At 61.8% G+C, this 19,430-nt stretch carries 15 protein-coding genes; 11 read left to right on the top strand and 4 right to left on the bottom strand.

The annotated features are described in order from the left end of the window. Positions 1-129 precede the first annotated feature (129 nt). A complete protein-coding gene (locus tag AB7783_RS25740) occupies positions 130-1,578 on the top strand; it encodes an amidohydrolase family protein (protein ID WP_441279144.1) in 1,449 nt (482 codons plus the stop codon). Between the two features lie 253 nt (positions 1,579-1,831). Here the strand turns inward: AB7783_RS25740 and AB7783_RS25735 are convergent, their stop codons facing one another. After that, entirely contained in the window at positions 1,832-3,085 is a 1,254-nt protein-coding gene (locus tag AB7783_RS25735) for an acetyl-CoA C-acetyltransferase (protein WP_092141800.1), read from the bottom strand. Positions 3,086-3,336: 251 nt separating this feature from the next. Here AB7783_RS25735 and AB7783_RS25730 point away from each other — a divergent pair, with 251 nt between their 5' ends. Together AB7783_RS25730 and AB7783_RS25725 are read left to right on the top strand one after the other, a co-directional pair. Further along, positions 3,337-4,899 (top strand): adenylate/guanylate cyclase domain-containing protein, encoded by a 1,563-nt coding sequence (locus AB7783_RS25730; protein WP_441279143.1) that lies wholly within the window; start codon positions 3,337-3,339, stop codon positions 4,897-4,899. Between the two features lie 127 nt (positions 4,900-5,026). Then, positions 5,027-5,941 carry a 3'-5' exonuclease gene (locus tag AB7783_RS25725; RefSeq protein ID WP_441279142.1) on the top strand — a complete coding sequence of 305 codons (915 nt, stop codon included), beginning with the start codon at positions 5,027-5,029 and terminating at the stop codon, positions 5,939-5,941. 153 nt (positions 5,942-6,094) lie between these two features. On the opposite strand, the gene AB7783_RS25720 is transcribed toward AB7783_RS25725, so the two are convergent. After that, positions 6,095-7,084 carry a Bug family tripartite tricarboxylate transporter substrate binding protein gene (locus AB7783_RS25720; RefSeq protein ID WP_093761630.1) on the bottom strand — a complete coding sequence of 330 codons (990 nt, stop codon included), beginning with the start codon at positions 7,082-7,084 and terminating at the stop codon, positions 6,095-6,097. A 223-nt stretch (positions 7,085-7,307) separates the two neighbouring features. On the opposite strand from AB7783_RS25720, the gene AB7783_RS25715 reads away from it, so the two are divergent. Further along, the gene (locus tag AB7783_RS25715) at positions 7,308-8,366 is read left to right on the top strand and encodes a ketopantoate reductase family protein (RefSeq protein WP_441279141.1); all 1,059 of its coding nucleotides are present in this window, start codon (positions 7,308-7,310) and stop codon (positions 8,364-8,366) included. Positions 8,367-8,448: 82 nt separating this feature from the next. Here the strand turns inward: AB7783_RS25715 and greA are convergent, their stop codons facing one another. Continuing rightward, positions 8,449-8,931 carry a transcription elongation factor GreA gene (gene greA, locus AB7783_RS25710; protein ID WP_441279140.1) on the bottom strand — a complete coding sequence of 161 codons (483 nt, stop codon included), beginning with the start codon at positions 8,929-8,931 and terminating at the stop codon, positions 8,449-8,451. Between the two features lie 340 nt (positions 8,932-9,271). Between greA and AB7783_RS25705 the strand changes: the two genes are divergently transcribed. Then, on the top strand, positions 9,272-11,140 hold the full coding sequence (locus AB7783_RS25705) for a dihydroxy-acid dehydratase domain-containing protein (protein WP_231078347.1): 1,869 nt from the start codon (positions 9,272-9,274) through the stop codon (positions 11,138-11,140). A gap of 180 nt (positions 11,141-11,320) precedes the next feature. Here AB7783_RS25705 and AB7783_RS25700 read toward each other — a convergent pair whose 3' ends face one another. Then, positions 11,321-11,677: a hypothetical protein gene (locus tag AB7783_RS25700; RefSeq protein WP_141137156.1), complete on the bottom strand. Its 357-nt coding sequence runs from the start codon at positions 11,675-11,677 to the stop codon at positions 11,321-11,323. Between the two features lie 457 nt (positions 11,678-12,134). Between AB7783_RS25700 and AB7783_RS25695 the strand changes: the two genes are divergently transcribed. The 6 genes from AB7783_RS25695 to AB7783_RS25670 all read left to right on the top strand — a co-directional run bounded on the left by AB7783_RS25695 (position 12,135) and on the right by AB7783_RS25670 (position 19,403). Continuing rightward, positions 12,135-12,860, top strand: a complete 726-nt coding sequence (locus AB7783_RS25695) for an outer membrane protein (RefSeq protein ID WP_320446438.1) — start codon at positions 12,135-12,137, stop codon at positions 12,858-12,860. Between the two features lie 190 nt (positions 12,861-13,050). Next, complete coding sequence (locus AB7783_RS25690) at positions 13,051-15,195, top strand: methyl-accepting chemotaxis protein (RefSeq protein WP_441279139.1); 2,145 nt, start codon at positions 13,051-13,053, stop codon at positions 15,193-15,195. A gap of 120 nt (positions 15,196-15,315) precedes the next feature. Next, entirely contained in the window at positions 15,316-16,368 is a 1,053-nt protein-coding gene (gene bioB / locus AB7783_RS25685; RefSeq protein WP_441231308.1) for a biotin synthase BioB, read from the top strand. Between the two features lie 87 nt (positions 16,369-16,455). Further along, a complete protein-coding gene (locus AB7783_RS25680) occupies positions 16,456-17,520 on the top strand; it encodes an MBL fold metallo-hydrolase (RefSeq protein ID WP_441279138.1) in 1,065 nt (354 codons plus the stop codon). 162 nt (positions 17,521-17,682) lie between these two features. Continuing rightward, entirely contained in the window at positions 17,683-18,912 is a 1,230-nt protein-coding gene (hemA, locus tag AB7783_RS25675; RefSeq protein ID WP_089266846.1) for a 5-aminolevulinate synthase, read from the top strand. A gap of 161 nt (positions 18,913-19,073) precedes the next feature. Continuing rightward, on the top strand, positions 19,074-19,403 hold the full coding sequence (locus tag AB7783_RS25670) for a GlpM family protein (protein WP_441279137.1): 330 nt from the start codon (positions 19,074-19,076) through the stop codon (positions 19,401-19,403). Positions 19,404-19,430: the final 27 nt, after the last annotated feature.

Below are 19,430 nucleotides of genomic sequence, written 5' to 3'. Positions count from 1 at the left end.
TGCACGAGCCGAACAGACGGGTTGCACCTGCCAAATAGACAGGCGGGTCTGCTCACCTCTCGATCTTGCACCGGCTAGTCGCTTGCGCTTACGGTTCCTCACATTTCGTCGATCGCGAGAGGATCAGCATTGACCATCACCGTTATCCGCAACGCGGACTATGTCGTCGCCTGGGACGCCGCAAAAAACAGCCACACCTATGTCACCGGCGGCGATGTCGCTTTCGACGGCGGCCAGATCGTGTTTGCCGGCCGCGACTATCGGGGCGAAGCGGTCGAGACCATCGACGGACGCGGCTTCATGGTGATGCCGGGCCTCGTCGATATCCACTCGCATCCGTCCAGCGAACCACTCAACAAGGGCTTTCTCGACGAGATCGGCTCGCCCGGCCTGTATAATTCGTCGCTTTACGAATACATGCCGATCCTGCGGTCCGATCCGGAAGGCGTGCCGGATTGCGTGCGCGTTGCGTATTCCGAACTGCTGCTGTCCGGCGTCACCACGGTGGTCGATCTATCGATGCCGCATCCGCAATGGCTCGATCTCGCCGGACAAAGCGGCCTGCGCGTCTATATCGCTCCGGGATTCCGCTCGGCGCGCTGGTTCACGCCGAACGGCACGCTCGTCGATTACGAATGGAACGAGAAGGCCGGCGAAGACGGCATGCTGCAGGCTTTCGCGCTCATCGATGCCGCCGAGAGCCATCCGTCCGGCCGTCTCTCCGGAATGATGTACCCAGCACAGATCGACACGTGTATGCCACAACTTATGAAAGACAGCTACGCTGAAGCGAAGCGCCGCAACATTCCGTGGCAGACCCATGCGGCGCAGTCGGTGTCGGAATTCCACGAGATCGTCCGCCGCCATGGCGTGACGCCGATCCAGTGGCTCGGCGAACTCGGCGTGCTCGGCCCGACCTCGCTGGTCGGTCACTCCATCTTCGTCGACGACCATCCGCTGACGCCGTGGCACACGAAGCGCGATCTCGCGCTGCTCGCCGAGACAGGAACCACCGTCGCACATTGCCCCACCGTGTTCATGCGCCGTGGCATCGCGCTGCGCGATGTCGGCCGCTATCGCGCGGCGGGCATTTCGGTGGCGATCGGCACCGATACCTATCCGCACAACATGATCGAGGAAATGCGCAACGTGACGATGACCTCGCGACTGATGGCCGGGCATCCGCGCGGCCTGAACTCGACCATGCTGTTCGAGGCGGCCACCACCGTCGGCGCCAAGGCGCTCGGCCGCAACGACATCGGTAGGCTCGAGGCTGGCTGCAAGGCCGATTTCGTGATGGTCGACGTCACCCATCCGATGATGCAGCCGCATCGCGATCCGATCCGCAGCATGATCTATGCGGCGGCGGAACGCGCGGTACGTCATGTCTATGTGGATGGCCGGCAGGTGGTGAAGGACGGCGTGGTACAGACGTTCGATTATCCAGCCGCGGCGCTGCGTGTGCATGAGGCGCAGATACGCGCCGAGGAGCGCACGCCGGGTCTCGACTGGGCGGGCCGCAAGCTGACGGAAATCTCGCCGCTGTCGTTCCCGATGGCGTGGCCGTCGAACGAATGAGCCGGTACTTGCGGCATTCGGACTTTACCACGTGCGCCGGCGCGCTCCCTCTCCCCGCCCTTTTGCGGGGAGAGGGTTGGGGTGAGGGGCGAGGCACGGCGAATCATCACGCACGGATTCTCGGATCGAAGAATTCTCGACCCGAGAGCGCGAGTATGCGGCAGTTCTAGTGAGGGCCCCTCACCCGCCGCGAAGACGCGGCGACCTCTCCCCGCGCAGAGCGGGGAGAGGTTAAGGCGGGAGAGTTTAGAGCCTATACGCGCTCGATGATGATCGCCGGTGCCATGCCGCCGGCGGCGCACATGGTGACCAGACCGCGCTTCAGGTTGCGGCGCTCAAGTTCGTCGAGAACCGTGCCGATCAGGATCGCGCCGGTGGCGCCGATCGGATGACCGAGCGCGATCGAGCCGCCATTGACGTTGACCTTGCTGCGATCGAGATCGAGATCGCGGATGAACTTCTCGGCGACCACGGCGAAGGCTTCATTGATCTCCCACAGATCGATGTCTTCCTTCTTGAGACCGGCCTTTGCCAGCACCTTCTTCGCAGCCGGTACCGGCGCATTCAGCATCAGGGTCGGGTCGTCGCCGATATTGGCCATGGCCACGATGCGCGCGCGGGGCTTCAGGCCATGCTTGTCGGCATAGGATTTCGAGGTCAGCAGCAAGGCTGCGGCACCATCGACCACGCCCGATGAATTGCCGGCGTGGTGGAAATGCTCGATCTTGAGATCCGGATATTTCTGGTTGATCTGCTTGCGGAAGGTCATGCCGCTTTCATCCAGCGGATGATCGGCCATCGCAGCGAAAGCCGGCTTCAGACCGGCGAGACCTTCGGCAGTGGTTTCCGGACGCGGATATTCGTCCTTGGCGAGCACGATGTTGCCCTCGTCATCCTTGACCGGAACGATGCTCTTGTCGAAACGGCCTTCCTTGATCGCGATGGCCGCGCGGCGCTGGCTTTCCAACCCGAGCGCGTCGAGCGCCTCGCGGCTGATACCCTCCATCGAGGCAATCGCATCGCCACAGATGCCCTGATGCGACTGCGGATGCACCTTGGCGAGCCGCTTGTTGCCCGAGCCCATGCCGAGCGGCGCCTTGCCGGCGGCCATATCTTCGGCGGCCATCGCACCGGTCAGCGACATCATCTCGGTGCCGCCGGCGATGACGACGTCTTCCATGCCCGACATGATCTGCGCCGCCGCGAAATTTACCGCGGTGATGCCACCGCCGCAGAAACGATCCAGCGTGGTGCCGGACGCTTTGATGTCATAGCCGGCATCGAGCGCGGCCATGCGGCCGAGATCGCCGCCCTGCTTGCCGCGCTGGGTCGAGGTCGACCAGATCACGTCGTCGACGTCTGCGGTGTTGAGTTTGTTGCGCTCGGCAATCGCCTTCAGCACGGTCGCTGCCAGATGCTGCGGATGCTGTTCGGCGAGCTTGCCCTTGCCCACTTTGCCGATGCCACGGGGCGTGCGGACTGCGTCGATAATATAGGCGTCGGCCATGATCTTCTCCCAAGAGTTTTGAAGTGTTTTTCTGACCGCGAGATTGGCCAAGCGACCCGTGAAGTCAAGGTGCGCAGGCGGCATGCACGTCTGCCAAAATTGGCGGGCGGCCGGTGCAATTTCATCCACTACCAGAAAATTGGCACAACCCAGGCACGATATTATAACCATACCGGCGCTATGAGACGGAGGCGGCCACGCCGCCGCACGCTCATTGCGCTCAACAGCCAGAAATCCAGGAACATATCTTCATGGATCAGCCTGATGTCCCCCGCCGACGCTCGCGCGTATTTGCGCCTGGGCTCGCCGTCGCCGCGCTTTTGCTTCTGCTGCCTGTAGCCGTGTGGCTAGATCTGACCAATCTGGTTGACGCCGCCTTGCGCCGGCAGGCCAACGACCTGAACTCCGTGATCACCAGCGTGCGTGGTTATTACGCAACCAATGTGGTCGGGCGTGTACTGGCCCATCAGGGCACCACGCAGGTGGTTCACAATTACGAAAGCGTGCCCGGCGCGATCCCGATTCCGGCGACGCTTTCCCTCGAACTCGGCCGGGTGATCGGCGCGCAGCAGGAGAATATCAACTATCGCTTCGTGTCGGATTATCCGTTCCAGAACCGCGCGCCGCATCAGCTCGACGATTTCGAAAAGACATCGCTGCGCAGCCTGCGCGACAATTCCGAGCAGAAGATCATCGACACCAGGGCGTCGCTGTTCAGCGACACGGTCCGCATCGTCGCCCCGGTGCTGATGGGCCCGGCCTGTGTCAGCTGCCACAACAGCCATCCGGAAAGCCCAAAGAAGGACTGGAAGGTCGGCGACGTCCGCGGCATCCAGGAAGTCATCATCACGCAACCGATCGCGGCCAATCTGTTCTCGTTCAAGTTCCTGCTGGCCTATTTTGCGCTAGCTGCCGTCAGCGGCGTCTCGTTCCTGGCTTTGCAGCGGCGCCAGTCGCAGCGCATTGCCGGGATGAACCATGAGCTGGAAGCCAACAACGATTTCCTCGCCGCACTCTCCATGAAGATCTCTCGCTACATCTCGCCCCAGGTCTACAAGAGCATCTTCAGCGGCCAGAAGGACGTCACCATCCATACCGAGCGCAAGAAGCTGACGATCTTCTTCTCCGACATCCAGAATTTCACGGCCACCACCGAGCGGCTGCAGCCAGAGCTGATCACGCATCTGCTCAACGAGTATTTCACGGAGATGTCGGCGATTGCCCACGAATATGGCGGCACGATCGATAAATTCATCGGCGATGCAATGCTGATCTTCTTCGGCGACCCTGAAACCAAGGGCGACCGTCAGGATGCGCAGGACTGCCTGCGCATGGCGTGGCGAATGCAGCGCAGGCTGATCGAGTTGAATGCGAAGTGGCGCACCGAAGGCATCGAGGAGCCGTTCAAGGCCCGCATCGGCATCAATTCCGGCTATTGCAATGTCGGCAATTTCGGCAGCGCCGATCGCATGGACTATACGATCATCGGCGCGGAAGCGAACCTCGCCGCACGCCTGCAGTCGATCGCAGAACCTGGCGGCATCGCCATCAGCTATGAAACATTCGCGCTGGTGAGCGACATCATCACCTCGCATCCGCTGCCGCCGATCACCATGAAGGGCATCAGCCGCGAGGTCGTGCCCTATGCGGTGGACAGCATCATCGACGACAGGCCGGTGCAAACCGATATCGTCGTTGAACGCATGCCGGGGCTGGATTTCTATCTGGACCCTTCCGCCGTGCGGCCGGCCGACGCCGACCGCCTGCGTTCCGTGCTGAACGAGGCGCTCGCCTCGCTGGATCGCAAGGTATAATCGGCGCCGAATCAACGCCCCAGCGCCACACAGCTGTGTCTATCGCCGGCAGGCAGGTTGCCCCGATTCAGCGAACACCATAGTCATGGCTGAATGACGCTGCGCCTGAAGAACTGCCCGGAATCAGATGCTCCAAGACGATCTTAGCCTGCAGGACGATCCCAGCCTTGCCGCCATGGCGGACACGCTCGCCAGATCGACCGACTACCGCGTCCTCCGCCGGCTGATCCCGCGCACCGAATTCGCGCCGGCCAATGGCCAGCCGACCCGCTCCGGCATTCTCCTCGACGTCGAGACCACGGGTCTCGATCAGGTGCGCGACGAAGTCATCGAACTTGCCATGATCAAGTTCGACTATCTGCCGGACGGCAGCATTACGCGCGTGGCGGACGTCTTCACCGCATTCAACGAGCCGTCGCGGCCGATCCCGCCGGAGATCACCGAGCTGACGGGCATCACGGACGAGACCGTTGCGGGACACCGCATTGATCCCGATGCCGTCGCCGCTTTCGCCGACGACGCCGTCATCGTCATCGCGCACAATGCGGGTTTCGACCGCAAGTTTTCCGAGCGCTACTGGCCGGTGTTTCAGCACAAGGCCTGGGGTTGTTCGGCGACGGAAGTGGACTGGCGCAAACATGGTTTCGATGGCTCGCGGCTGGGCTATCTGCTCGCCGGCGCAGGTTTCTTTCACCAGGCCCACCGGGCGATCGACGATTGTCACGCGCTGCTGGAGATTCTCGCGTTCGAATTGCCCGATCTCGGTGCGCCGGCACTGGCGGTTCTTCTGGAACGCGCCCGCAAGAAAACGATGCGGGTCTGGGCAGAGCAGTCGCCTTTCGATCTCAAGGACGAGCTGAAGCGACGCGGCTATCGCTGGAGCGACGGCTCCGACGGCCGGCCGAAGTCCTGGTACATCGATGTCGAAGAAAGCAAAGAAGCGAGCGAAATCGAATTCCTGCGCAAGACGATCTATATGCGCGATGTCGAACCGCGCGTGCAGGCGCTCAGTGCGATGAGCCGGTTTTCGGTACGAGCGTAGAACATCTAAAGAAAAGGCTAGATATTCGCGCCGTCATTGCGAGGAGCTCTTGCGACGAAGCAATCCAGTCTTTTTCTTCTTGAAGACAAGAACGGGATTGCCGCGTCGCTTCGCTCCTCGCAATGACGAACGTTAATTCAATCCAGCCGGCGGTCAGACCGGCTGCAGACCGAGCGCCTGCGCCGCCTCGATCCAGACCGGTAGCTCCTTCTGATACAGCGCATTGGTCTCCTTGAAGCCGAGCGCCGGTTCGAGCACGAAGGTCTTCAGCACTTCCTTCACTTTCGGATCGCTGTTGGCCGCGACGCAAAGCTGCGACAGCCGATCGACAATCGGCTGCGGCGTTGCCTTGGGCACAGCCCAGCCCGTGAAGCCACTCACCGTGAAGAACTTCGACGTCGCCCCCTGTTCAGGCAGCGTCTTCACATTGGGGATGGCGTCGACCTTCTTCGAATGCACGGCGAATGGCACGCCGCGGTCGCTCTGCAGCACACTTTGTGATGCCGTGTAGCTGCCCATCGCAAAATCGATCGAGCCTTCCGCCAGTCCCGTCCACATCGGCGCTTCGCCGCGATAATGGATCGGCTCGATCTTGAGGCCATACTGCTTGTTGAGTTCGTTGATCGTCATGTGCGGGGCCGAGCCGACGCTATAGGTGCCGAAGTTCACCTTGTCGTTCTTGCGCGCGAAGGCGACGAAGTCCTCCAGCGTCTTGACGCCGGATTTTGGACTGGCAACCAGTGGCAATCCGGCGCCGGGAATGACGCTGACCAGCGTCAGGTCCTTGTCCATGTCGTAGCCGGGCGTCTTGAGCATCACACGGTTCATTACATAGGTGGTCGAGATGGAGCAGAGAATCGTGTGACCGTCTGGCTCGGCGCGCGCGACTTCCGCTGTGCCAATGGCGCCAGACGCGCCGGCCTTGTTTTCGATGACGACAGTCTGTCCGACCTGTTTGGAAATATATTCGCCGAAGGCGCGCGCGAGCAGATCGGTCTGCCCACCAGCTGGGTAACTGCAGATCATGCGTATCTGCCGCGATGGCCAAGCGGCTTGCGCCGAAGCACCGCGCGCGACGAACGGCATGGCGGCAGCTGCCGACCCGGCAGCAATGAAGTGACGACGATTGATGATCGCAGACATGTTTCCCTCCGTTGTTTTTTATGACGGTACCCGATCGCTCCCTCATTCGCCACGACGATAGGCGGGACAGATTGGCGCATTGGAAAAGCAAATCGCTTCCAGCTCTGCACGTATCGACTCACGCCATCTGGATCGCAGCGCGGCAGTGCAGTAGTGTCCGCGCCAACTAAAAATGCCGGACCGCTCGGATCTGGCGCACACATCACGTGAGGGACGAAACACCATGACGCGGAATATTCTGATTCTCGGAGCTTCCTACGGCTCGTTGCTGGCGACGAAGCTCTTGATGGCGGGTCATAACGTGACCCTCGTGTGCCGGAAGAAGACCGCCGAACTCATCAATCGCGATGGTACTGAAGTGCGCATCAAACTGCGCGACGAACCGAACCACCGCGCCATCTTCTCACGCGACCTGCCGGGCAAACTGGATGCGACCTCGCCGGATCAGGTCGACCTGTCGCGCTACGATCTGGTCGGCCTTGCGATGCAGGAGCCGCAATATACCAACCACACGATCCGTGTTCTGATGATCAAGATCGCCGCGGCGAAGCTGCCTTGCCTGTCGATCATGAACATGCCGCCGCTACCCTATCTCAAGCGCATTCCGGGGCTGGCCGACATGAAACTCGAAGAGGCCTATACCAATGCCCAGGTGTGGGAACGCTTCGACCCGGGACTGGTGACGCTGTGCTCGCCCGATCCGCAGGCCTTCCGGCCACCGGAAGAAGCGGCGAATGTGCTTCACGTCGGCCTACCGACGAATTTCAAGGCATCGGCCTTTGCCGATCCGGCTCACAATAAACTGTTGCGCGAACTCGAAGCCGACATCGACGCCGTGAAACTCGACGGCCAGGACGTGCCGGTGAAGCTGAAAGTGTTCGACTCGCTGTTCGTGCCGCTGGCGAAGTGGTCGATGCTACTCACGGGCAACTATCGCTGCATCACGCCTGAAGAGCCGCAGTCGATCCGCGAGGCCGTTCATGGCGATCTCAAGGTGTCGCAGTCGATCTACGAGCATGTCGATGCCGTCGCGCGGCGTCTCGGCGCCGATCCCGAAGATCAGGTCCCGTTCGCCAAATATGCCAAGGCAGCGGAGAGCCTGCTCAAGCCGTCATCGGCCGCCCGTGCAGTCGCGGCCGGCGCGCCGTTTATCGAGCGGGTCGATCTTCTGGTGAAGCTGATCTCGCATCAGCTCGGCATGACCAATGCAAATATCGACCGCACGGTCGAGGTCGTCGATCAGAAGCTCAACGAGCGACTGGAGTCCAGCGCGGGAATCTGACGCGCTGGCGTGACGGTGCTGCGATTGAATACCGGCTTCGCGACTGACGTCAGACGCGAAGCCACCGCCGCAACGGCGTCCTCTATTCGATCGATATGATCTCGAGCTCCTGGGCGCCCGTGCCGACGACGTCACCGACGGCCTTACCCATGAGCGATTTCGCCACCGGGGACACGAAGGAAATCGAACCGGCCTTGGGATCCGCTTCGTCCTCGCCCACGATCCGATAGGTCTGCACACGCCCGTCGTTGCGGCTGAAAGTCACCGTGCTGCCAAAGGCTACGGTGTCGGTCGATGTCGGGGCCGGGACGAGCTGGGCCGTGCGGACGCGGGCTGCGAAATAGCGCATGTCCCGCAGCGGGATCGCCGCCTGACGCCGTCGCTCGTTCACGTCGTCGATCGCGCTCGCCGCGTCATGGGCCTCGCGGGCCTGCTGGAGCTGCGTCTCCAGCGCCTGCAAACCTGCCTCCGTCACAAGGTTCGGATGAGGCGAAATAGGGCGATCGGGCAGCTGGGTTTCCGCAGCCGTTTCGGCACTTTCTTCCTTGGTGAAGGCAACGCTCAATCTCGAACTCCGTATCGACGCGATCCGCTGTGACGGCGCAGGAAGCGATTACCCCATTGGTTTGTCAAAACCATGCAGAAATAGCCTGATCGCGTAAATGGCACCCGGAATTTTGCTGCTTTGCGGCACCGGACGGCGACAAGGCAGCCCTGTTCCAGCGGAGGGGCAATCCGATTGTGTTTGCGATCTTCGGAGGTTATGCACTGGCTAGACCGATCCTAAATTGGATCGTGGACGGACCCTGCCCTGACCGCAGGGTCTGACATGCGCCAATGCCGAGCGCCGGCGGCGGTGCATTCAAACCTCGCAGATCAAGAACGCCGTCAGGAAGGAATTCGTCGTGTCCAAGTCGCCCGTCGTCACCATCGACAACCATCCCGGCCGCTCCGCGCAGACCATCGGCATTGCGCGCATACTCGGCACGGACGAGACGCTCATTCATGAGCCGTCGGTGGGCGTGGTGGGCACCAAGGGCGACAGCCAGTGCTATATGGGCGTGATGTCCAAGGTGGACGCGATCCATGAGAGCCTGAAGAAGCGCATTGGTCGCGGCCAAGGCCAGTTGCCCTATCGCCTGGTGCAGCCGGAATACACCATCGCCACTTCGGACGGCATCCGCAACGGCACGCGCGAAATGCGCTATTCGCTGATCGGCCGCGAAGTGACCAACGACGCGCTGTCGGAGCATCTGAGCGCAACCGGCCTGCTCGGCACCATCGCCGTGGTCGCCTGCGACAAGCCGCCGGTCGGCGCGCTGGCTGCGCTGCTCGAACATAACGAGCCGTCGATCATCATGTCGGACGGCGCGATCCATCCCGGCACCGATCCGGAGACGGGCGAGAAGCTCGACATCGTCAGCGCCTATCAGGTCGCCGGCAATCCGGATGCCGAATATCGCCACCGCATCGCCTGCCATGCCTGCCCGGGCTATGGCTCTTGCGGCGGCATCTTCACCTACAACACCATGCAGACCTTCATCGGCGTGGTCGGCATGCAGCCGCTGCACATGGTGGCGCCGCCGTCGGACGATCCGCGCCGCGTCAAGGAATTCCCGGAGCAGCTGGTCAGCTATCTCGCCAACATGATCGCCAAGGGCATCAAGCCGCGCGACATCGTCAGCCGCGACTCGATCCGCAACGCGATGATCGTGTCGCTGGCGATCGGTGGCTCGACCAATGTGACGCTGCATGCGCCGGAAATCGCGCGCGCCGCAGGCTTTGCGGACTTCTGGAAAGAAGTGATGACGCCGGCGGAGTTCAACTACCTTTCGCAATATATCGTGCCGGTCCTCACCGACGCGCGGCCATACGGCAAGTATTCGATGGTCGATATCGATGCGGTCGGCGGCGTGCAGGTGATCGTGCGCGAGCTGATGGATGCCGGCTTGATCAATGGCGACGTGTTGACCTGCACCGGCGAAACGCTGGCCGAGCAGATCAAACGCCTCGAGACCAAGCCGGCCGACGGCCGTGTCGTCTATACTGTCGCGAAGCCCTACAAGCCGACCGGCGGGTTGCGCGTGCTCGGCGGTAACCTGTCGCCGGAATTTTCCGCCATTCTCAAGCTCGCCGGCGTCGAAGGCGGGCTCGAGGACAATCGCTTCCGCGGCACCGCGCGCGTGTTCGAAGGCGAGCGCGGCCTGCTGCAGGCGCTCGACCAGCATCCGGAGAAATTCCAGAACCACGACATGGTCATCGTGCGCTACGACGGCCCTGTGGGTGCGCCCGGCATGCCGGAAATGCTCGACCCGACCTCGCGTATCACCACGCTGTGCCGCGAGCGCAATATCGTGGTTGGTCTCATGACCGATGCGCGCTTCTCCGGCGGCTCGGTGGGCCTGGTCATCGGCCATGTCGGCCCGGAAGCCGCACTCGGTGGTGCCATCGGGTTGATCGAGGACGGCGACGAGATCATCGCCGATCTCAATCTCAACGAACTCAACTGCACGCAGCTGCAGGATCCGGCCATCTATGCCAAGCGCAAGGCGGCATGGGAAAAGGTCGTTGCGGACAATGGCGGCATCCATCCGAGCTGCGGCGAGGCTGATACGCGCTTGCTGCATCGCGCCCGCACCAGCGCCGTGCCCGCCACCCGCGGCGCCGGCCTGCATCCGAACCGCGAGGTTTGGGTGCGCAACCAGCGCGAAGCCACACGCTCCGGTTTCGTGCCCAAGAATACGCATCGTCCGGAAGCCAACAAGGCTTTCTAGACCTGAGGACTGGCAGTTAGGGCCGGGTTTGCTGCAAAGCTCCCGGCCCGAGCCATTTCCCTTCATCTTCCATCAGCTCTTCCCAGAACGGCCGGAGCACTTTCTTTATTGGAAGCACGATCTCTCGACAAACGAACTCGTTTGTCGGCGAAAACCGCATCCACTTTTCGGGGTCATGCCCTAACCGTCTCCTGCTTCAAGCATTTTGAGCGCCTCGCGGTTATCGGCGGCGCGCGCATCGTCGATGTAAGCGACGAGCAACCGGTTGATGGCGACCGAATCAAGCAGCCTGAATTCGCGGGGCCTGATCCAGCCATCGAAATAGCGGTCGATATAACCGATGGCGCTATCGCGCTCCTCCACCCAGTTCGGCCCGATCAGGCCTTGGGGGTGCGGTTCCCAATAGCAGGAAATGAGGTGGCCGCCTTGGGCACCACCTTGGGCAGAGTGGCCAAGGATTCGCTGACCGTCGCGTGGCGCTTCACTCATCGGCCGAAGGAAGTGGCCGTATTCACGTAAAATCCGCTCAACCTGCATGCAACGCGATTCCATTCCCGGAGGCGCCGACCGACACCACGCAAACATCTAACGGATCGCGCGTTTTTTGTTTCCCATGACAGACCGGTCGGTGTCATCACGCAGCCGGCATTCGCACAGCGGTTTGAGACGTTCCAAACGTGATGCGGGGTTGCAGCCGATGCAGATAAAGCGCTGCGGTTTTGCCGATCACAATAAATCGATCTAGAGCAAAACCAAACTGCTGCGGGTTAGCGCGAGCAGGTAAGCTGGTCCGCCAAACCTCTGTAAATTAAGGCATCTTTCAGCTTTTATTAAGGCGTCGATAAGCATGCCGTTGCGCCAATCCAGATCGTGTCGGGTTGTCGATTGCTGTGGCGAATGGGTGACAGCATTTTACGCAAAAGCTGTCTAAGTCCACGCCATAGACGGAGCGAACGCGCTCTCGCTCTAAAATGGTTTTCTGGAGAAGAAGAAAATGAAGAACTTCCTGATGGGCACCGTTGCCCTGATCGCCCTGGGCGCCTCGGTTCCGGCAATGGCCGCTGATCTGGCTGCTCGTCCCTACACCAAGGCTCCGGCTTACGTTGCCGCTCCGATCTACAACTGGACCGGTTTCTACATCGGCGGTCACGTCGGCGGCGCGTTCAACGGTTCGAACGGCTTCGGCGGCACCTCCGACAATTCGGACGGCCGTTTCCTCGGCGGTCTGCAGATCGGCGCTGACTACCAGTTCGCTCCGAACTGGGTCGTTGGTATCGAAGGTCAGTACAGCTGGGTTGGTTCGAACAACACCAACGTGCTGTTCGCCGGCACCGGCCTCACCTACAACCTGAACCAGAAGGGCCTCGGCTCGGTCACCGGTCGCATCGGTTACACCTGGGGTCCGGCACTGCTCTACGTGAAGGGCGGCTACGCTTACTCGGACTACAGCGAATCCCTGGTCAACGTTGCTGGCGCACCGGTTGCTTTCGCAGCTGGCACCAAGCATGACGGTTACACCGTCGGCGCCGGCCTCGAATACCTGTTCACCCAGAATTGGTCGGGCAAGGTCGAGTACCAGTACTACGACTTCGGCAAGACCCAGTTCTCGGCTCCGACCGCTCTGGTTGCTTTCGGTTCTTCCAAGAACGACGAGCACACCGTCAAGGCCGGCCTGAACTACCGCTTCAACTGGGGTGGCCCGGTTGTTGCGAAGTACTGAGCTTCGCGCCTGATTTCAGGCTCATGACTACGGAAAGGCCGGCGGAAACGCCGGCCTTTTTCGTTTTACCCTTTGGTAACCTCGCAAGCCCCGCGACAGCCAAAGGTTGCCGATTTACCCGAATATTAACCCGGTACCTACATACTCTCTACGCGATCCGCCACCAGGACGGTGGACGCGGGGGGAATCAATGGCACTGACGTCGTTCATCGGAAAATTCGGACGGTTTCGTTTCTCGCGGCCCCGTTGGGGCATTCGCGGCAGCCTGTTCGCCGCCTTCGCTGTTATCGCGGGCATGGCGACCCTGATCAGTGCCGGTGCCGGCATGATTCTCGGTCAGCTCGGCGGCATGATGACGGACCTGAACGGCCGGGACATTCCGAAACTGACCGCCAGCCTTCAACTGGCCACCGCCAGCGAGAGCCTTGCCAGCCAGGGCCCGATGCTGCTGGCATCGAGCAGCCCCGACGTTCTGAAGGAACGCTCGCAGCGCATGCGGGATACGCACAAGATTGCAGTCGAGAAGCTCGACACCATCGCCAAGCTCGGCGCCGACAAGGCCGTGGTCGCCGCCCTGGCCGATACCGTCAAGAACATCGAAGACACGATTCGCAGCCTTGGCGCTGCCACCCAGGAACGCCTCGACGCCGTCGCCCAGCATCAGAAGCAATACGACTCCCTGCGCGCCGCTGCAGCAAACTTCGTCAAGATGTCGGAGCCAGCCGCCACCGACGCCCAGAACGTGATGAACGACACGCTGCGGGCAACAGTCTTCTCGGCCGAAGATTCGGGCGAGGCCGCGCGAGTCATTGTGCAGGTCGGCGAAGTCGTCGCCAGCACCAACCTGATCTCGTCCGATCTGATGGCCGCGCTGTCGGCCGGCTCGTCCGAAGCGCTCTCTCCGATCGAAGCCAACTTCAAGGCCGCCCAGACCCGCGTCAAATCCAATCTCGATGCCCTGGTCGGCATCAAGGGCACGAAGGAACTGAAGGAAGCCGCCCTGCAGCTGCTGGCGATCGGCGACGGCAAGAACAGCGTCTTCAAGGTGCGCCAGAAAGAGATGGACACCGTCGAATACGGCGAACTCATTCTCGACGAGACGCGCAAGCTGAATGTCGGCCTCGGTATGAGCGTCAAGCAACTGGTCGACAAGGTGCGCAGCGAAACCGACGCCGCCACGACACAGGCGCAGACGACAATCACGCTGGCGACGCAGGTGATGCTCGGCCTCGGCGCGCTGACGCTGATCGGATCGGCGTTGTTCGTGTGGCTCTATGTCGGCCGCAGCATTCTGCGCCGCCTCGCGCAATTGCAGCGCGCGATGCAGCGGCTGTCCAGCGGAGATCTCGACACCGAGATCGCCCGCAGCCGCCAGCAGGACGAAATCGCGGCGATGGCGGGCACGCTCGAAGTATTCCGCGACAGCATGATCAACGCCCGCACGCTGAGCGCGGAGCAGGATCAGGACCGCATTGCCAAGGGCGAACGCACGTCGCGCATCGAAGCCCGCATCGTCGACTTCGAGAGCAAGGTGCGCAATGCTTTGGAGAAGCTGCAGAGCTCGGCCGATTCCATGCAATCGACCGCGCAGAGCATGACGGCTACTGCCGATCGTTCTAGCGCGCTGGTCAGCGCCGTCGCATCGGCCGCAGAGGAAACCTCGGTGAACGTCCAGACGGTGTCGGCCGGGACCGAACAGCTGTCGTCATCGATCAACGAGATCAGCCGACAGGTCGTAACGTCAACCGAAATCGCCGCAAAGGCCGTCAACGAGGCCGGCGAAACCGATGCAACGATGCAGGGCTTGGCCGACAACGCCAATCGCATCAGCGTGGTGATCGATCTGATCCAGACCATCGCGTCGCAGACCAACCTGCTGGCGCTCAACGCGACCATCGAGGCGGCACGCGCGGGCGATGCCGGCCGCGGCTTCGCCGTCGTGGCATCGGAAGTGAAGAGCCTTGCCGATCAGACCGCAAAGGCCACCGACGAGATTCGCACGCAGATCGTGTCGATGCAGCAGGTCACTTCCACCGCCGTCGGAGCGATCCGCAACATCGGGCAGACCATCGCCGAAATCAATCATGTGAGTGCTGCCATCGCCACCGCCGTCGAACAGCAAGGTGCAGCAACACGCGAGATCGCGCGCAACATCCAGCATGCCGCCGGCGGCACCAGCGAAGTGTCAAGCAACATCGTCGGCGTCAGCGATGCATCGACGCAGGCTGGCACGGCTGCCAACGATGTGCTCGGCGCCTCGGGCGAATTGCGCCGCGAGGCCGACGTTCTTCGTGGTGAAATCGACGAATTCCTGTCGAGCATCCGCGCGGCATAGGAGCGGCGATCCAGCGCATGGCTGCACCCGGCCAGCGTCATTGCTCCAACCCTCAAAATCATGGACTGCTTTCACAGCAGCCCATGATCGGTGGCTGCGCAGAATGTAAGGATTGCGTGAATGCCCCCAACTTCCTCTGCATGGACATCGACCGAACTGCGCCACGACTGGCAACGCCATGAAGCCCAGGCACTCTATGATTTGCCGTTTGCAGACCTGATTTTTCAGGCGCAGAGCACCCACCGCAGCAATTTCGATCCGAATCACGTCGAGACCGCGAGCCTGCTCAGCATCAAGACCGGCGGCTGCGCGGAAGACTGCGGTTATTGCTCGCAAAGCGCGCACTACAACACTGACGTCAAGGCGACCAAGCTGATGGATCGCGACGCCGTGGTTGCCACGGCGCAGCGCGCCAAGGATGCCGGTGCGAGCCGTTTCTGCATGGCCGCGGCCTGGCGCAATCCCAAGGACAAGGATCTCGACCGCGTATGCGACATGGTCAGCGCGGTGAAGGATCTCGGCCTCGAGACCTGCGCGACGCTGGGCATGCTCACGGAAGATCAGGCCAAACGCCTGCAGGACGCCGGTCTCGACTTCTACAATCACAATGTCGATACCTCGCCGGAATTCTACGGCAAGATCATCACCACGCGCACGATGGAAGATCGCATCGAGACATTGGCGCGGGCGCGCCATGCCGGCCTCAAGGTCTGCTGCGGCGGTATCATCGGCATGGGCGAGCAGGTCGAGGATCGCCTGGGCATGCTGATGCTGCTGGCGAACCTGCCGCATCATCCGGACAGCGTGCCGATCAATATGTGGAACGAGGTGAAGGGCGTGCCGGTCAACGACACCGCCGAACGCCCGGATCCGATCGCGCTGGTCCGCATGATTGCCGTGGCGCGTATCATGATGCCGAAGAGCGTGGTGCGGCTTTCCGCCGGACGGCAATATATGACCGATGAATTGCAGGCTCTGTGCTTTGTCGCCGGTGCTAATTCGATCTTCATCGGCGACGTACTGCTGACCACGAAAAACCCCCAGACCGACCGGGACGCCAACCTGCTGGACCGGCTCGGCATGACCTCACGGCTCGACGACGTGAGCGGAAAGAACACGCCGACTCCGCCGGTTACCGCTTCAGCACAGGCCGATATGCGCGCCAGCGCATAAACCCATGCCCTGCGCCAGCCGAATTTGTGCTGGCGCAGGGGTCCTTGGCCCGCTAAGCCGGATGAAAAGGACATTGTGACAGAACCGATGCATTCGAAAACAGACGCCAGCACAAAGCCAGCCGATGACCTCCGCTATCCCTGGGAGAACCATCCTGGTACCGATCAGGTGGTCGAAATTGCCCCGGGCGTTCTCTGGATCCGGCTCGACCTGCCGTTTCGCCTCAACCATGTGAACATCTATCTGCTCGCCGACGGCGACGGCTGGGCCATGGTGGATACCGGCATCGGCAACGACGCCACCATCGCTGCATGGACGAAACTGTTCGAAGGTCCGCTGAAGGGCAAACCGATCAGCAAGGTGATTGTCACCCACGCGCATCCCGATCATGTCGGCCAGGCCGGCTGGATGGTGCAGCGGTTCAACTGCCCGTTCTATATGTCGCAAGTCGAATATCTGCAGGGCGTCTATCACCAGCACCGCCGCACCGAAGAGCGCATCGTCAATATGCGGCAGTTCTTCCATCGCCACGGCATGGATGCAGATATCACCGAGCAATTGCTCGGCCGCGGCCAGGAGTATCTGAAGAAGACGGTGCCGCTGCCGGCGGCCTATCGCCGGCTGTCCGATGGCGACGATCTCGTGATCGGCACACGCACGTTTCGCGTGCTCACCGGCGCCGGCCATTCGCCGGATCAGGTGATGCTGTATTGCGAGGCCGACAAACTGTTCCTGTCGGCCGATCAGGTGCTGAGCAAGATCTCGCCCAATGTCAGCGTCTGGGCCCATGAGCCCGACGAGAATTCGCTCGGCTCCTATCTGCATTCGCTGAAGCGTCTCGCCGATACGCTACCCGACGATGTGCTCGTGCTCCCCGGTCACGGGGTGCCCTTTCATGGCCTCAAGATCCGTATCAAGCAGCTCGCCGATCATCATGAAGAGCGCTGCCAGATGATCGCCGCAGCGTGCAAGGATGCCGGCAAGACGTCCGCCGAGCTGGTGCCGGTGGTGTTTCACAAGCACAAGCTGGATGCCCACCAGACCGGATTTGCCGCCGGCGAATTGATTGCCCACGTCAATCACATGCTGGCGCAGAAGCGGCTGACCTCGACAATGGGCGCCGATGGCATGCTCCGGTTCAAATCGACGTAACCTGCAGCGCAGCAAAAATTCGTGAATGACCTCAGGCTCTTGATGCAAATCAAAAGCCGCAGCACTTGGTCAAATTGACCAATTGCGCCTCGACAGCCAAGCTGGAAAAGCTCTAAAACGCACCTGACGCTGGGTTCGGGTTTCGTTTTTGGGTCTTTTGCGATGGATTACAGCAAGTTCTTCAGTGACGCGCTCAATCGTTTGCATGACGAGCGCCGCTATCGTGTCTTCGCCGACCTCGAGCGCATTGCCGGTCGGTTCCCGCATGCGGTCTGGCACACGCCGCAGGGCCCGCGCAATGTCGTGATCTGGTGCTCCAACGATTACCTCGGCATGGGCCAGCACCCGAAAGTGGTCGGCGCCATGGTCGAGACCGCGACCCGCGTCGGCACCGGTGCCGGCGGCACCCGCAACATCGCAGGCACCCATCATCCGCTGGTGCAGCTCGAGGAAGAACTCGCGGACCTCCACGGCAAGCAGGCCGCCCTGCTGTTCACCTCGGGCTATGTCTCGAACCAGACCGGCATTTCCACGCTCGCCAAGCTGATGCCGAATTGCCTGATCCTGTCCGACGCGTTGAATCATAACTCGATGATCGAAGGCATCCGGCAGGCCGGCTGCGACCGCGTCGTGTTCCGTCACAACGACGTCGCGCATCTCGAGGAACTGCTGAAGGCTGCCGATCCGGCGCGTCCGAAGCTGATCGCCTGCGAGAGCCTGTATTCGATGGACGGCGACGTCGCGCCGCTGGCTGCGATCTGCGATCTCGCCGAACGTTATGGCGCGATGACCTATGTGGATGAAGTCCATGCAGTCGGCATGTATGGCCCACGCGGCGGCGGCATCGCCGAGCGCGACGGCGTGATGCATCGCATCGACGTGCTGGAAGGCACGCTCGCCAAAGCCTATGGCTGCCTCGGCGGCTATATCGCAGCAAACAAGGACATTGTGGACGCCGTGCGCTCCTATGCGCCGGGCTTTATCTTCACCACCGCGCTCCCGCCGGCGATCTGCTCGGCCGCGACCGCAGCGATCAAGCACCTGAAGAGCTCCAGCTGGGAACGTGAGCGCCATCAGGATCGCGCTGCGCGGGTCAAGGCGATCCTCACCGCGGCCGGCATTCCGGTGATGTCCACCGACACCCATATCGTGCCGGTCTTCGTCGGCGATGCCGAACTCTGCAAGAAGGCCTGCGATCTGCTGCTCGAAGATCACGGCATTTACATCCAGCCGATCAACTACCCGACCGTCGCCAAGGGTGCCGAGCGCCTCCGCATCACGCCGTCGCCCTATCACGACGACGTGCTGATCGATCACCTCGCCGAGTCGCTGCTGCAGGTCTGGGATGAACTCGGCCTGCCGCTGCGCACCAAGGCGCTGGCAGCGGAGTAACAACATGCTCCGCCCCTCATGGTGAGGAGCGCGCCCTTGCGCGCGTCTCGAACCATGAGATGATGCGCACCGGCGCTTCCCGCCATCCTTCGAGACGCGGCCAAGTGGCCGCTCCTCAGGATGAGGGCGGAGCTTGCTGCGGCTCACCTGAAGGACATCCCTTGGACATCATCTGGAAAGGTATTCTCGGCGGACTGCTCACCGCCCTGATTGCCTGGTTGTCCAAACGGGGCAACACGCTGCCCGGCATTCTGCCGTTGTTTCCGACCTTTGCGATCATTGCGCTCCTCATCGTCGGCGCAAAAGGCGACAGCGCAGGCTTCCGGGAAGCCTGCATGGCCGGCGCGAAGACCATTCCGGCCTATCTCGCTTTTCTCGGCATCTGCTATCTCACGGTCGGCACGTTCGATTACCGCCTCGCTCTGCTGGCCGGCGTGACCGCGTGGCTGTTCATTATCCTGATCGCCTTTTTCGGCTCGCGCTGGATTTAACGACGATCCGGCCTTCCCCGGCGTCCG

It is taken from the genome of Tardiphaga sp. 172_B4_N1_3, from assembly GCF_052076035.1.
GTDB lineage: Bacteria > Pseudomonadota > Alphaproteobacteria > Rhizobiales > Xanthobacteraceae > Tardiphaga > Tardiphaga robiniae.
Note: the sequence above shows the minus strand (reverse complement) of the source record. Positions and strands in the feature narration are given on the sequence as shown.